Annotated in this window: 13 protein-coding genes; 3 read left to right on the top strand and 10 right to left on the bottom strand. The window is 54.4% G+C overall.

Going from position 1 to position 14,325, the window contains the following annotated elements:
• Window positions 1-72: 72 nt before the first annotated feature.
• Entirely contained in the window at window positions 73-3,960 is a 3,888-nt protein-coding gene (purL, locus tag OGY67_RS10740) for a phosphoribosylformylglycinamidine synthase (RefSeq protein WP_286573944.1), read from the bottom strand.
• 257 nt (window positions 3,961-4,217) lie between these two features.
• On the opposite strand from purL, the gene mltF reads away from it, so the two are divergent.
• On the top strand, window positions 4,218-5,768 hold the full coding sequence (gene mltF / locus OGY67_RS10735) for a membrane-bound lytic murein transglycosylase MltF (RefSeq protein WP_234692677.1): 1,551 nt from the start codon (window positions 4,218-4,220) through the stop codon (window positions 5,766-5,768).
• 40 nt (window positions 5,769-5,808) lie between these two features.
• Here the strand turns inward: mltF and tadA are convergent, their stop codons facing one another.
• From tadA to murQ, 4 genes are read right to left on the bottom strand one after another with little or no spacing between them, the layout of a single operon-like run.
• Entirely contained in the window at window positions 5,809-6,345 is a 537-nt protein-coding gene (gene tadA / locus OGY67_RS10730; RefSeq protein ID WP_286573943.1) for a tRNA adenosine(34) deaminase TadA, read from the bottom strand.
• Between the two features lie 28 nt (window positions 6,346-6,373).
• Window positions 6,374-7,009, bottom strand: coding sequence for a phosphatidylglycerophosphatase C (gene yfhb, locus OGY67_RS10725; RefSeq protein ID WP_234692676.1), 636 nt, complete (start codon window positions 7,007-7,009; stop codon window positions 6,374-6,376).
• Between the two features lie 3 nt (window positions 7,010-7,012).
• Window positions 7,013-8,377, bottom strand: coding sequence for a PTS transporter subunit EIIC (locus OGY67_RS10720; protein WP_008785492.1), 1,365 nt, complete (start codon window positions 8,375-8,377; stop codon window positions 7,013-7,015).
• Window positions 8,378-8,386: 9 nt separating this feature from the next.
• Complete coding sequence (gene murQ / locus OGY67_RS10715) at window positions 8,387-9,280, bottom strand: N-acetylmuramic acid 6-phosphate etherase (protein ID WP_234692675.1); 894 nt, start codon at window positions 9,278-9,280, stop codon at window positions 8,387-8,389.
• A gap of 117 nt (window positions 9,281-9,397) precedes the next feature.
• On the opposite strand from murQ, the gene OGY67_RS10710 reads away from it, so the two are divergent.
• Together OGY67_RS10710 and OGY67_RS10705 are read left to right on the top strand one after the other, a co-directional pair.
• A complete protein-coding gene (locus OGY67_RS10710; RefSeq protein ID WP_032944256.1) occupies window positions 9,398-10,246 on the top strand; it encodes a MurR/RpiR family transcriptional regulator in 849 nt (282 codons plus the stop codon).
• A gap of 55 nt (window positions 10,247-10,301) precedes the next feature.
• Complete coding sequence (locus tag OGY67_RS10705; RefSeq protein ID WP_003037590.1) at window positions 10,302-10,562, top strand: YfhL family 4Fe-4S dicluster ferredoxin; 261 nt, start codon at window positions 10,302-10,304, stop codon at window positions 10,560-10,562.
• 106 nt (window positions 10,563-10,668) lie between these two features.
• Here the strand turns inward: OGY67_RS10705 and acpS are convergent, their stop codons facing one another.
• Genes acpS through rnc form a run of 5 tightly spaced genes read right to left on the bottom strand, consistent with a single transcriptional unit; the run spans window position 10,669 to window position 14,116 of the window.
• Window positions 10,669-11,049, bottom strand: coding sequence for a holo-ACP synthase (gene acpS, locus OGY67_RS10700; protein WP_003037588.1), 381 nt, complete (start codon window positions 11,047-11,049; stop codon window positions 10,669-10,671).
• Window positions 11,049-11,780 (bottom strand): pyridoxine 5'-phosphate synthase, encoded by a 732-nt coding sequence (pdxJ, locus tag OGY67_RS10695; RefSeq protein ID WP_008785494.1) that lies wholly within the window; start codon window positions 11,778-11,780, stop codon window positions 11,049-11,051. Before pdxJ ends, acpS begins: the two co-directional genes overlap by 1 nt.
• Window positions 11,781-11,795: 15 nt before the next feature.
• Window positions 11,796-12,506 carry a DNA repair protein RecO gene (recO, locus tag OGY67_RS10690; RefSeq protein WP_008785495.1) on the bottom strand — a complete coding sequence of 237 codons (711 nt, stop codon included), beginning with the start codon at window positions 12,504-12,506 and terminating at the stop codon, window positions 11,796-11,798.
• 27 nt (window positions 12,507-12,533) lie between these two features.
• Window positions 12,534-13,439 carry a GTPase Era gene (era, locus tag OGY67_RS10685; RefSeq protein WP_003037581.1) on the bottom strand — a complete coding sequence of 302 codons (906 nt, stop codon included), beginning with the start codon at window positions 13,437-13,439 and terminating at the stop codon, window positions 12,534-12,536.
• Window positions 13,436-14,116: a ribonuclease III gene (rnc, locus tag OGY67_RS10680; RefSeq protein ID WP_003037579.1), complete on the bottom strand. Its 681-nt coding sequence runs from the start codon at window positions 14,114-14,116 to the stop codon at window positions 13,436-13,438. Before rnc ends, era begins: the two co-directional genes overlap by 4 nt.
• Window positions 14,117-14,325: the final 209 nt, after the last annotated feature.

The following is a 14,325-nucleotide window of genomic DNA, read 5'->3' as shown; positions in this document are numbered from 1 at the left end:
CATCAGGCGGGTTTCATCCGGCAGACAAAAAAAAGCCCCTCGCGAAGAGGGGCTTGATGACTATTGAGCGAATTAACCGAGCTGTTTACGCGCGTTGCGGAAAATACGCATCCACGGGCTATCCTCGCCCCAGTTTTCCGGGTGCCAGGAGTTGCTCACGGTACGGAACACACGTTCCGGGTGCGGCATCATAATGGTGACGCGACCATTTTCAGTGGTCACTGCAGTAATACCGTTCGGCGAACCGTTCGGGTTAGCCGGATAGGTCTCGGTCACCTTACCGAAGTTATCAACGTAGCGCAGCGCCACCAGACCTTTGCTCTCAAGCTGAGCCAGATGCGCACCGTCACGCACTTCCACACGACCTTCACCGTGAGAAACGGCAATCGGCATCATCGAACCCACCATATCAGCAAGCAGTAAGGATGGGCTTTGCGTCACTTCGACCAGACTGAAGCGGGCTTCAAAACGATCGGAGTGGTTACGTACAAAGCGCGGCCACAGGTCGCTTCCTGGGATCAGCTCACGCAGGTTAGACATCATCTGACAACCGTTACACACGCCGAGTGCCAGCGTTTGCGGGCGATGGAAGAAGGTTTCGAACTCATCACGGACGCGGTTGTTGAACAGAATCGACTTCGCCCAACCTTCACCAGCACCAAGCACATCGCCATAAGAGAAGCCGCCGCAGGCCACCAGCGCCTGGAAGTTACCCAGGCCGATACGTCCGCCCAGCAGGTCGCTCATGTGCACATCGATGGCGTCGAAACCCGCACGGTGGAAGGCTGCTGCCATTTCAACGTGGGAGTTCACACCCTGCTCGCGCAGTACGGCCACTTTGGGACGCGCACCGGTGGCGATGTACGGAGCGGCAACATCTTCGTTGATATCAAACGACAGTTTAACGTTGAGACCAGGGTCCGCATCGTTGGTTTTAGCGTCGTGTTCTTGATCGGCGCATTCCGGATTGTCACGCAGACGCTGCATCTGCCAGGTGGTTTCCGCCCACCACATACGCAGGGTTGTACGGCTTTCGCTAAACACCGGCTGGCCGTTAGCGGTCAGGGTGAAACGATCACCTTCAACGGCTTTACCGAGGAAGTGTACGCAGTCTGCCAGGCCGTGGGCAGCCAGAATCGCTTCCACCGCCTCACGCTCAGCAGCACGAACCTGAATCACCGCACCCAGTTCTTCGTTAAACAGCGCCGCCAGACGATCTTCACCCAGAGAGTGGATATCAGCGTCAATACCGCAGTGACCGGCGAAGGCCATTTCCGCCAGCATAACCAGCAGACCGCCGTCAGAACGGTCATGATAGGCCAGCAGCTTACGCGCAGCGACCAGCGCCTGAATCGCATCGTAGAAGCCTTTCAGTTGCTCAACGTTACGCACGTCGGCAGGCTTATCGCCCAGTTGACGGTAAACCTGCGCCAGCGACGTAGCGCCCAGCGCATTGTGACCAAGACCGAGGTCAATCAGCAGCAGGGCGTTGTCTTCAGTAGACAGCTGCGGGGTAATGGTGTGGCGCACATCTTCTACGCGGGCAAAGGCGGTAATCACCAGCGACAGCGGCGAGGTCATTTCACGCTGCTCGTTACCTTCCTGCCAGCGGGTTTTCATCGACATAGAGTCTTTACCCACTGGAATGGTCAGGCCGAGCGCCGGGCATAGCTCTTCCCCAACGGCTTTTACTGCTTCGTACAGGCCAGCATCTTCACCAGGGTGACCCGCAGCCGCCATCCAGTTTGCCGACAGCTTAATACGTTTGATGTCACCAATCTGCGTTGCCGCAATGTTGGTCAGCGCTTCACCGACCGCCAGACGCGCAGAGGCAGAGAAGTCCAGTAGTGCAACCGGCGCGCGTTCGCCGATAGACATCGCTTCGCCGTAGTAGCTATCGAGGCTTGCGGTAGTGACCGCGCAGTTAGCGACCGGGATCTGCCATGGACCAACCATCTGGTCACGCGCAACCATGCCGGTAACGGTACGGTCACCGATGGTCACGAGGAACGTTTTCTCCGCGACAGTCGGCAGATGCAGCACGCGGTTAACCGCATCTGCAATCGAGATTTCACCACGATTCAGGGCATCGCCTTTGGCTTTCAGCGTCTGCACATCGCGGGTCATTTTCGGTGTTTTACCCAGCAGCACATCAAGTGGCATGTCGATCGGCTGGTTGTCGAAGTGGCTGTCGCTCAAGGTCAGATGCTGTTCTTCGGTAGCTTCACCAATCACCGCATACGGCGCGCGCTCGCGCTTACACAGTTCGTCAAACAGCGGTAATTGATCGGCAGCAACCGCCAGCACGTAGCGTTCCTGGGATTCGTTACACCAGATTTCCAGCGGGCTCATACCCGGCTCGTCGCTGAGGATATCGCGCAGCTGGAACTTACCGCCACGACCGCCATCGCTTACCAGCTCCGGCATAGCGTTAGACAGTCCACCCGCGCCAACGTCATGGATAAACAGAATCGGGTTCGCATCACCCATCTGCCAGCAACGGTCGATAACTTCCTGGCAACGACGTTCCATTTCCGGGTTGTCACGCTGTACGGAAGCGAAATCAAGATCGGCATCAGACTGGCCAGAAGCCATAGAGGAGGCTGCCCCGCCGCCAAGGCCAATGTTCATTGCCGGGCCGCCGAGGACGATAAGCTTAGCGCCAACGACGATCTCGCCCTTCTGCACGTGATCGGCACGGATGTTACCGATCCCGCCTGCCAGCATGATCGGTTTATGGTAACCGCGCAGCTCTTCGCCGTTATGGCTGTTGACCTTTTCTTCATAGGTACGGAAGTAGCCAGTCAGCGCCGGACGACCAAATTCGTTGTTAAATGCCGCGCCGCCCAGCGGACCTTCGGTCATGATATCAAGCGCGGTAACAATACGGTCCGGCTTACCGAAGTCTTCTTCCCACGGCTGTTCAAAGCCAGGAATACGCAGGTTGGAAACGGAGAAACCCACCAGCCCGGCTTTCGGTTTTGCACCGCGACCTGTTGCGCCCTCGTCGCGGATTTCGCCGCCGGAGCCGGTTGCAGCACCTGGCCACGGAGAGATGGCCGTCGGGTGGTTGTGAGTTTCAACCTTCATCAGAATGTGGGCTGGTTCCTGATGGAAATCGTAGCGGCCAGTTTTGTGATCGGCAAAATAGCGGCCCACTTCAGAGCCTTCCATTACCGCAGCGTTGTCTTTATAGGCAGACAGCACGTGGTCCGGCGTGGTTTCGAAGGTATTCTTGATCATCTTAAACAGCGACTTCGGCTGCTGTTTACCATCGATAACCCAGTCGGCGTTAAAAATCTTGTGGCGACAGTGCTCAGAGTTGGCCTGCGCAAACATGTATAGTTCAATATCGTTCGGGTTACGTCCCAGTTTGGTGAACGCATCCTGCAGATAGTCAATTTCGTCTTCCGCCAGCGCCAGACCCAGACGCAGGTTAGCGTCGATCAGCGCCTGACGTCCCTCACCCAGTAGATCAACGCTGGAGACCGGCGCCGGTTGGTGATGGGCAAACAGTTTTTCGGCATCGTTCAGCGCAGAGAAAACCGTTTCCATCATGCGGTCGTGCAGTTCGTCGGCCACCATCTGCCATTGCTCAGCGGTCAGCGTAGAGGCTTCTACATACCAGGCAATGCCACGTTCCAGGCGGCTAATCTGGTGCAGACCGCAGTTGTGGGCAATATCAGTCGCTTTAGAAGACCACGGGGAGATGGTGCCTGGGCGAGGCGTAACCAGCAGCAGTTTGCCTTCCGGGGCGTGGCTTTGCAGAGCAGGACCATATTTCAGCAGGCGTGCAAGCTGCGCGTGCTCATCTTCATTTAACGGTGCATTCAGATCGGCAAAATGGACGTACTCGGCGTAAATGTTGTGGACCTGGAGGTTGGCAGCCTGAAAACGTGCCAGCAGTTTGTTAATACGGAATGCAGACAGTGCAGGTGAACCACGCAGAATTTCCATCATAAGTCTCTCGTCTTCTAAGCTTTCGGTGTGCCCAAGTGGGGGAAACGGGCGTCATTATAAAGAATCTACCGCGCCGACGAAACCGTTTGCGTCGAAATAAAATCACGACCGTCACTTATCATCAAATGCGGTCAGATTTCTGAATAAGTTGCCAACTGACGCAAGTTTAAGCAAAATGCCGTTCATTAATGACGACTTCACTTCTTAATCAACACCACAGCAGACAGAGACAACGTACGGTTCAGAGAATTAACTAATTGAAAAAATTAAAGATTAATTATCTGTTCATCGGCATATTGACGCTGTTGTTGGCAGCGGCCCTTTGGCCATCTATCCCCTGGTTCGGTAAAGCCGAAAATCGTATCGCCGCCATTCAGTCGCGGGGAGAGCTGCGCGTCAGTACCATCGACTCACCGTTAACTTACGCGACCCTCAACGGCAAAAAATTCGGCCTGGATTATGAACTGGCCCAGGAATTTGCCGACTACTTAGGCGTGAAGTTAAAAGTTACCGTACGCCAGAACATCAGCCAGCTTTTTGACGACCTGGATAACGGCAATGCCGACCTGTTAGCCGCTGGTCTGGTCTATAACAGCGAGCGGGTGAAAAATTACCAGCCAGGCCCGACCTATTATTCGGTTTCACAACAGCTGGTGTACCGGGTTGGGCAATACCGCCCGCGCACACTTGCCACCGTGAACGAAAACCAACTGACTATCGCCCCGGGGCACGTGGTGGTTAATGACCTCCAGCAGCTAAAAGAGAAAAAATTTCCCGATCTGAGCTGGAAAGTCGATGACAAAAAGGGCACCACCGAACTGCTTGATGATGTAATCGCCGGAAAGCTGGATTACACCATTGCCGATTCTGTCGCCATCAGCTTATATCAACGCGTGCATCCTGAGCTGGCCGTAGCGCTCGACGTCTCTGACGAACAACCGGTGACATGGTTTAGTCGGCTGGACGATGACAACACGCTGTCTGCCGCCCTACTGGATTTCTTCAACACTATGAATGAAGACGGTTCTCTGGCACGGCTGGAAGAGAAATATCTCGGGCATGGCGATGATTTTGACTATGTCGATACCCGCTCCTTTTTACGCGCCGTAGACAGCGTGTTGCCGGACCTCAAGCCGCTGTTTGAGAAATATGCGCAAGAGATAGACTGGCGACTGCTGGCCGCTATCTCATATCAGGAATCACACTGGGACGCGCAGGCCACCTCTCCAACCGGCGTACGTGGGCTGATGATGTTGACCAAAAATACTGCCCAGAGTCTCGGGCTGACCGACCGTACCGATGCCGAACAGAGTATCAGCGGCGGCGCGCGATATTTGCAGGATATGATGAGTAAAGTACCGGATACCGTCCCCGAAGGAGAACGCATCTGGTTTGCCCTTGCAGCCTATAACATGGGTTATGCACACATGCTGGATGCGCGGGCGCTGACGGTGAAAACCAAAGGCAATCCGAACAGTTGGTCTGACGTAAAACAGCGATTACCGCTGCTCAGCCAAAAGCCGTATTACAACAAGCTGACCTATGGCTATGCGCGTGGCCACGAAGCTTACGCCTATGTGGAAAATATCCGTAAGTATCAGATTAGCCTGGTGGGATATCTGCAAGAGAAAGAAAAACAGGCGATAGAAACGCAGCAACTGGCGCAGGATTACCCGACGGTGACGCCCGCAGAACTATTAGGTAAAGAGAAATTCCCGCTTTCGGCGTTTCTGTCTCAAACGTCGTCAAACTACCTGACGCACTCCCCTTCCCTGCTGTTTTCACCGCATAAAAAAGAGGAGAAGTAGTCTTGTACGCCTGATAAGCGCACTGCCATCAGGCTGAGAGTTACTGATTAGCAGATTTTTTCAGGGCTTTGATTTCCTGCCGGCGCATGCGGAAGAAATCACTGAGCAACGTGGCACATTCATCCCGCAGTACCCCCTCTGTCACTTCAACCCGATGATTCATTCCAGGGTGATGCAGTACATCCATTAATGACCCGGCAGCGCCCGTTTTCGCATCGCGCGCGCCAAAAACGACCCGACCGATACGGCTGTGCACCATCGCGCCCGCGCACATCACGCACGGTTCCAGAGTGACGTACAGGGTGGCATCTAACAGGCGGTAGTTTTGCAGCACCAGGCCGCCCTGACGCAACGCCATAATCTCAGCGTGGGCAGTCGGATCATGATGTCCAATCGGGCGGTTCCAGCCTTCGCCAATCACTCGGTTGTTATGTACCAATACCGCACCCACCGGGACTTCACGCTCATCCCAGGCGCGCTTAGCCAGCGTTAAAGCATGACGCATCCAGTATTCGTGGCTAAATTCAACATCTGACAAAGGGGTAACTCCAGTAATCAAAGCGGGCGAATTATACACGTCATACTTCAAATTGCATGTGCGTTAGCTATTCGAGTTGCTGAAGCTCTCCGCGCGGCGTGACGCGCCAGCGATGCTGGCAAAAGGAGAGCAGCGGATTGTCCTGATTACTGTCACTATAGCCACTGTAAAGCTGTAGCGGCGCGCCAATGTGGCGTTCCAGTTGTGTCACTTTCTCATGGCCCAGACAGCGCAAAGTCAGTACCCAGCCGCCGTAGCCCCGCGCCATTTTGCTGGCGATCAGATTGACTCGCGGTAGCCATGGAGTATCAAAGTAAACCTGCTCGACCAGTGACTGCGGAGAGCCGGTAATAAGCCAGATATCAGCGTCAGAACTTAACAGATAGGTTGTCAGCCGCTGCTGCACGAGCGGAAACGCCGTCACGTTACTGCGAAACCAGCGCACAAAGTCGGCCTGATGCGCTTTCAGACGCGCTTCGCTGCGGCCAAAAGTGCATCCCCATAACAGCAGGCTCATTGGCCAGCGGGCGGCACGTCCTTTTATCAGCAACGCCAGCGCAATCACCGGTAACAAAGGCAGCACAAGCAACGCGTTCAGCGGCTGGCGACGCAGCAGATAACGAATAAAACTACCGAACATATCCTGCTGGTGTAACGTGCCATCCAAATCAAAAAAGACAACGCGGCGCTGGTGATTGATCAAACCTTATTCCTCTGGATCAGTGAATCCCAATAGCCAGGTAAACAGGAACCCGGCGATAACTGCTACCAGATAGCCTAACAGATAGAACATCACTTTTCCGGCAACAATCGTCAGTGCCAGCGGTAATCCGGAGATGCCAAAGGTGATGACCGTCGCCACCTTCCAGTAGCTAATCAGCGCCCCACCTACCGCGCCGCCAAGACAAGCACCGATAAACGGCTTACCCAACGGCAGCGTTACGCCAAAAATGAGCGGCTCGCCAATCCCCAGCAGTCCGACCGGTAGCGCCCCTTTGATCACTTTCTTTAGCCGCGCATTACGAGTTTTCATCAGAACCGCGATCGCAGCACCTATTTGCCCAACGCCCGCCATCGCCAGGATCGGAAAAAGCGCGTTATAACCGTGTGCCTGAACCAGCTCAACGTGGATGGGCACCAATCCCTGATGAAGTCCGGTGAGCACCAACGGCAGAAAGGTACCTGCCAGCACGGCACCGACCAGAAAACCGCCGCGATCGATAGCCCATGATGCGCCGTGAGCGATAGATTCAGAAATCCATCCGCCAAGCGGTTGCAGCGCCACAATCGCGATTACGCCGGTAATGATGGTGGTTAGCAGCGGGTTAAGGATAAGCTCCAGTGATTCCGGCAACAGCGTGCGGAATTTACGTTCGATCCAGCACATCAGCGCAACCACCAGCAATACCGCGATCACCCCACCGCGCCCCGGCTGCAACGCTTCGCCAAACAGGGTAATTTGCGCCAGTTGAGGGCTGGAAAGGATCCCCGCCATCACCCCGCCCATTGCCAGGGAGCCACCGAAAACTTTGGCGGTATTCACCCCGACCAGAATATTCATAATGGCAAACACGGCGCTGCCAAATATGCCCATCAACCCCAGCATATTTGGATAGTGGGTCGCAAAATCCCCCACGATATCCGGGCGCTTAAGGATGTTAATAATGCCGGTAATCAAACCGGAGGCGATAAACGCCGGAATAAGAGGGATAAAGACGTTCGCCAGCTTGCGCAGCGCATCGCTCATCGGCGCTTTGTACTTCGCTTTGGCCTCTGACTTGGTGCGCTCAATATCATTGGCACCTGCTCGCTCGCCGCCATCGGCAATCAGGGAACGCATGGCATCCACCACTTTGGCAGCTTTACCGGGGCCGACAATAATCTGGTGCTGTGCGCCCTGCTTCACGTAGCCGCTAACGCCGGGCAGTTGCCTGAGGCGGGGAATATCGATCTGCCCATCATCCTGAACTTCCACCCTGACACGGGTCATACAGTTTTCCAGACGCAGAATATTGTTCTCTCCGCCAACGCCCAGCAAGATGTCGCTGGCCAGCAACGCCGTCTTATCCATATACACCTCTTAGTGTTCTAACGCCGCGCGTAAAAAACCCTGGTGAGCGGCAAGCTTTTCGCGGGCGGCAGCGGCATCCAGGCCGGTGAGCGCCATTAAAATAGCTGGCTTAACATCATAATCCGTCTGTTTCAGCAGCGTTTCAGCTTGAGCCCGCGCAATACCGGTGGCTTCAACCACCATACGGCACGCCCGATCGACCAGTTTGACGTTGGTTGCCTGCATATCCACCATCAGGTTCTGGTACACCTTGCCAAATTTCACCATCGCGCCGGTGGAGATCATATTGAGCACCAGCTTTTGCGCGGTGCCGGATTTCAGTCGTGTTGACCCGGTCAGCGCCTCAGGCCCCACTACCGGAGAAATAGCAATATCCGCTTCATGCGCGATAGGGGAATCCGGATTGCAAGAAATAGCCGCCGTTGTACAGCCCACCGAACGCGCATATTTCAACCCGCCAATTACATACGGCGTGCGACCAGAAGCTGCCAGCCCCACCACCAGATCCTGTGCGGTAAGATTGAGCCCGCGCAGATCGTCTTCGCCTAGCTGCGGGTTGTCTTCTGCGCCTTCTACTGCCTTCAGCAAAGCGCCCGGTCCCCCGGCAATCAGCCCAACCACCAGACCGTGCGGGACGCCGAAGGTCGGTGGGCATTCAGACGCGTCCAGCACCCCAAGACGCCCGCTGGTACCTGCTCCCATGTAAATAATGCGTCCACCGGCTTTTAGCGCGTCAGTTGCCGCATCAACCGCACGCGCAACTTCAGGAAGAGTTGCTTTTACTGCTTCAGCTACCAGCGTATCCTGTTGATTAAAACGATGAACCAACTCCAGAGTGGAGAGCGCATCCAGATCCATGGTCTGAGGATTGCGGGTTTCTGAAACTAACGCACCGAGATTCATTTTTTGTTCCTTAGGAATTTTTAATTCATAATAATCTGTCATAATGGAATATTATATTCACTAAGGCGAGTGATATTTTGTTTTGTAATCGCCATCACATTTTCGCCAGGAGAAAGCATGAACTGTTTAATTCGCATTCGTCAGCGTTATCCGGATCTCGCGCAAAGCGATAAAAAACTTGCGGATTATCTTCTTGCTCAGCCGGATACTGCGCGTCATCTCAGTTCACAGCAGCTGGCCTTTGAAGCGGGCGTCAGCCAGTCCAGCGTGGTGAAATTCGCGCAAAAGATGGGCTTTAAAGGATTCCCGGCACTCAAACTGGCGATTAGCGAAGCATTGGCCAGCAATCCCAACCCCCATTCCATTCCGGTACATAATCAGATTCGCGGTGACGACCCGATGCGAATGGTAGGCGAGAAACTGATTAAAGAGAACGTGGCGGCGATGCATGCGACGCTGGACGTCAACAGCGAAGAGAAACTGATGGAGAGCGTCACGATGCTGCGTTCAGCCCGCCGCATTATCGTGACCGGGATTGGCGCATCGGGTCTGGTAGCGCAGAATTTTGCCTGGAAGCTGCTGAAGATTGGTTTTAACGCGGTGGTGGAACGCGATATGCACGCCCTACTGGCGACGGTGCAGGCGCTTTCGCCCAACGATCTACTGCTGGCCATTTCGTATACCGGAGAGCGTCGCGAGCTCAACCTGGCTGCGGATGAAACGTTGCGCACCGGCGCGAAAATCCTCGCCATCACCGGATTTACACCGAACGCACTGCAGCAACGGGCAAGTCATTGTCTGTACACCATTGCCGAGGAGCAGGCCACGCGCAGCGCAGCGATTTCCTCCACCCATGCGCAAATGATGCTCACTGATTTACTGTTTATGGCGCTGGTACAGCAGGATCTGGAGCATGCCCCGGAACGTATTCGCCACAGTGAGGCACTGGTAAAAAAACTGGTCTGAGCAAAGAATGCGCGTATAATGCCCGCCCGATTTGTGATGTTTTGAGAGTTTCCTGATGGCCCTGTTAATCACTAAAAAGTGTATCAATTGCGATATGTGCGAGCCCGAATGCCCGAATGAGGCGATTTCGATGGGTGATAGCATTTACGAGATTAACAGCGACAAGTGTACGGAATGCGTAGGCCATTACGACACGCCAACCTGCCAGAAGGTGTGCCCGATCCCCAATACTATTTTGAAAGATCCGGCGCATGTCGAAACAGAAGAGCAGCTGTGGGATAAGTTTGTGCTGATGCATCACGCCGATAAACTTTAGCCGCGTCGCCATCTGGCGATGAAGCCCCTACCCTGCCCCTGCAACAAACGCATAACCCGTAGGCCGGATAAGACGCTACGCGTCGCCATCCGGCATCGTCCTGAATCTAACTTTCGATAATCACCGTGGCGCAGGCGTAGTGACGCTCATCGGCCAGCGTCACATGCATGTGCGCAACGCCGAGTTTTTCCGCCAGTTTTAACGCCTCTCCCCATAATCGCAGACGCGGCTTACCGAGTTCATCGTTAAAGACTTCAAACTGATTAAACGCCAGCCCATTGCGAATACCCGTGCCAAAGGCTTTTGCTGCCGCCTCTTTGACTGCAAAACGCTTCGCCAGAAAACGCACCGGCTGCTGATGCGTTTCCCAGATTGCCCATTCGTTGTCGCTGAGCACACGTCTTGCCAGGCGGTCGCCGGAACGGGAGATCACCGCTTCGATGCGGGCAATCTCCACGATATCCGTACCTAGTCCCAGAATCGCCATTAGCCACGCGCTTCCAGCATCAGGCGCTTCATTTCGACTACGGCCTCTTTCAGGCCGCTCATCACCGCACGTCCAATAATGGCATGGCCAATGTTCAGCTCGTGCATTTCCGGGATCCGCGCGATAGCTTTAACGTTGTGATACGTCAGACCGTGACCCGCATTCACCTTCAGGCCAAGACTTGCAGCATAGGTTGCCGCTTTGGCGATACGCGCCAGTTCGCTGGCCTGTTCTGCGTCGGTTTTCGCATCGGCGTAACAGCCGGTGTGAATCTCAATAAACGGTGCGCCAACTTCCGCAGCGGCCTTAATCTGTTCTTCATCGGCATCGATAAACAGCGAAACCAGAATGCCTGCGTCCGCCAGCCGTTTGCAGGCATCGCGCATCTTGTCACGCTGACCGGCGACGTCCAGCCCACCTTCAGTGGTAACTTCCTGACGTTTTTCCGGCACCAGGCAGCAAAAATGCGGCTTAGTCTCAACGGCAATCGACAGCATCTCTTCGGTGACTGCCATTTCCAGATTCATGCGCGTATCCAGCGTCTGGCGCAAAATACGTACGTCACGGTCGGTGATATGACGACGGTCTTCACGCAGGTGTACGGTAATACCGTCCGCGCCCGCCTGTTCAACGATAAACGCTGCCTGAACCGGGTCCGGATATGCGGTACCGCGTGCATTACGTAAAGTGGCAATGTGGTCAATGTTGACGCCTAACAGTAATTCGGCCATGACAATCCTCGTTTTTTATTTTCGCTTCGGCATAAACTGCCGGAATAATTCGCGGCTCTTTAAGGGCTTACCACCAAGATACGGCTTTAACGCCATGCGGGTAAAGCGTTTCGCGGCGCGAAGCGTATCAGCATCCGGAAATTCCCGCGATTCGAGTGCTTTCAGATGGCGTCCGGTAAAGGTGGCGTTATCAATCACTACGCTTGCGATAAACCCTTTTTCTTCCCGGTAGCGATAGGTCATGGTGTCGTCTACCGGCTCGCCGCTGCCCGCACAGTGGGTAAAATCGACGCCATACCCCAGATGACCAAGTAAGGCTAGCTCAAAGCGACGCAACGCAGGTTCTGGCGAACCCGTCGCGCCAGCCAGCGCCTGAATGCAGTTCAGATAATCGAAAAAGAGTGCAGAAAAACGGGTTTCGTATTCGAGTACGCGCGAGATAAGCTCGTTAATATACAAGCCGCTGTACAGCGTGATTCCGCTAAGGGGGAGTGCCAGAGAAACGGCTTCGGCGCTGCGCAAGGTTTTGACCTCGCCACGTCCACCAAAGCGAAGCAACAACGGGGTAAAAGGCTGGAGTGCGCCTTTAAGATTGGAGCGTTTGGAACGTGCGCCTTTAGCCACAAGGCGCACGCGACCCGACTCTTCCGTGAAGACGTCCAGCACGAGACTGGTTTCGCTCCAGGGGCGACTATGCAGGACAAAAGCGCGTTGCCATCCTTCCATATACTCGCCGTGTTTCAGAGGATGTGTTTAGACGTCGTCGCCGTAACCGAGGCTACGCAGCGCGCGTTCGTCATCGGCCCAGCCGGATTTCACTTTCACCCACAGTTCGAGGTGAACGGGCGCTTCGAACATCTCCTGCATGTCTTTACGCGCTTCGATGCCGATGGTTTTAATCTTGGCCCCTTTGTTGCCAATAACCATCTTCTTCTGCCCTTCACGTTCAACGAGGATCAGACCGTTGATGTCGTAGCCACCGCGCTCGTTAGAGATAAAACGCTCAATCTCCACGGTAACGGAGTACGGCAGTTCAGCACCCAGAAAACGCATCAGCTTTTCACGGATGATTTCAGAGGCCATAAAGCGCTGAGAACGGTCGGTGATGTAATCTTCCGGGAAGTGATGAATAGCTTCCGGCAAATGCTTACGCACGATGCCCGCAACGGTATCGACATTCAAGCCGGTTTCGGCAGAAATCGGTACGATATCAAGGAAGTTCATCTGGCTTGCCAGGAACTGCAGGTGCGGCAGCAGATCGGCTTTTTCCTGAACGTTGTCGACTTTGTTGACGGCCAGAATAACCGGGGCTTTGCCATCACGCAGCTTGTTGAGCACCATTTCGTCGTCCGGCGTCCAGCGGGTGCCTTCAACAACGAAAATAACCAGTTCAACATCACCGATAGAGCTGCTCGCCGCTTTGTTCATCAAGCGGTTAATAGCCCGTTTTTCTTCCATATGCAGACCCGGGGTATCAACATAAATCGCCTGATACGCGCCTTCGGTATGGATGCCAACAATACGGTGACGTGTTGTCTGAGCCTTACGTGAGGTAATAGAAATCTTCTGCCCAAGCAGATTATTCAACAGGGTGGATTTGCCGACGTTCGGGCGACCGACGATAGCAATAAATCCGCAGTAGGTTTTCTCTTCGCTCATTCCAGCTCCAGTTTTTTCAACGCCTGTTCGGCGGCAGCCTGCTCAGCCTTACGACGGCTCGAACCTGTGCCAACCACCGGTTCACTCAGGCCGCTGACCTGGCAGTGGATAGTAAATTCTTGATCGTGTGCTTCACCACGGACCTGTACAACCAAATAAGACGGCAGAGGCAGGTGGCGGCCCTGCAAATATTCCTGCAGGCGCGTTTTCGGATCTTTTTGTTTGTCGCCTGGGCTAATTTCATCCAGACGAGTTTGATACCAGTTCAGGATCAATTGCTCAACGGTTTGAATATCGCTGTCGAGGAAGACGCCGCCGATCAAAGCTTCAACGGTATCCGCCAGGATTGATTCACGACGGAAGCCGCCGCTTTTCAGCTCACCTGGCCCCAAACGTAAACATTCACCGAGGTCAAACTCACGGGCTAATTCAGCCAGCGTATTGCCGCGAACCAGCGTCGCGCGCATGCGGCTCATATCACCTTCATCCACACGCGGGAAACGGTGATACAGCGCATTAGCGATAACAAAGCTCAAAATAGAGTCGCCTAAAAATTCTAAACGCTCGTTATGTTTGCTGCTGGCGCTCCGGTGAGTTAATGCCTGCTGCAACAGCTCCTGATGATTAAAAGTGTAGCCCAGCTTCCGTTGAAGCCGATTAATTACGATGGGGTTCATGCGATACCAATAAATGAATGCGTCAACAATTCAGCACACGAAACAGACCTGATATACGCACTTCGCTGAGCCATCTGGCTTCGCCTGCATGCATTTATATACAAACCAACGCTGTTTCGTGTGCCGTGGCAACCTGTCGGTGCCAACCTAAAACTTCGGGGGAATATTCTATACACAACGACAAGGGATGTCGTTAGTCTGCGGGAATT

This window comes from Citrobacter sp. Cpo015 (assembly GCF_030333035.1).
Lineage (GTDB): Bacteria > Pseudomonadota > Gammaproteobacteria > Enterobacterales > Enterobacteriaceae > Citrobacter > Citrobacter portucalensis.
The sequence above is the reverse complement of the archived record's forward strand: the minus strand, read 5'-3'. Positions and strand labels throughout refer to the sequence as shown.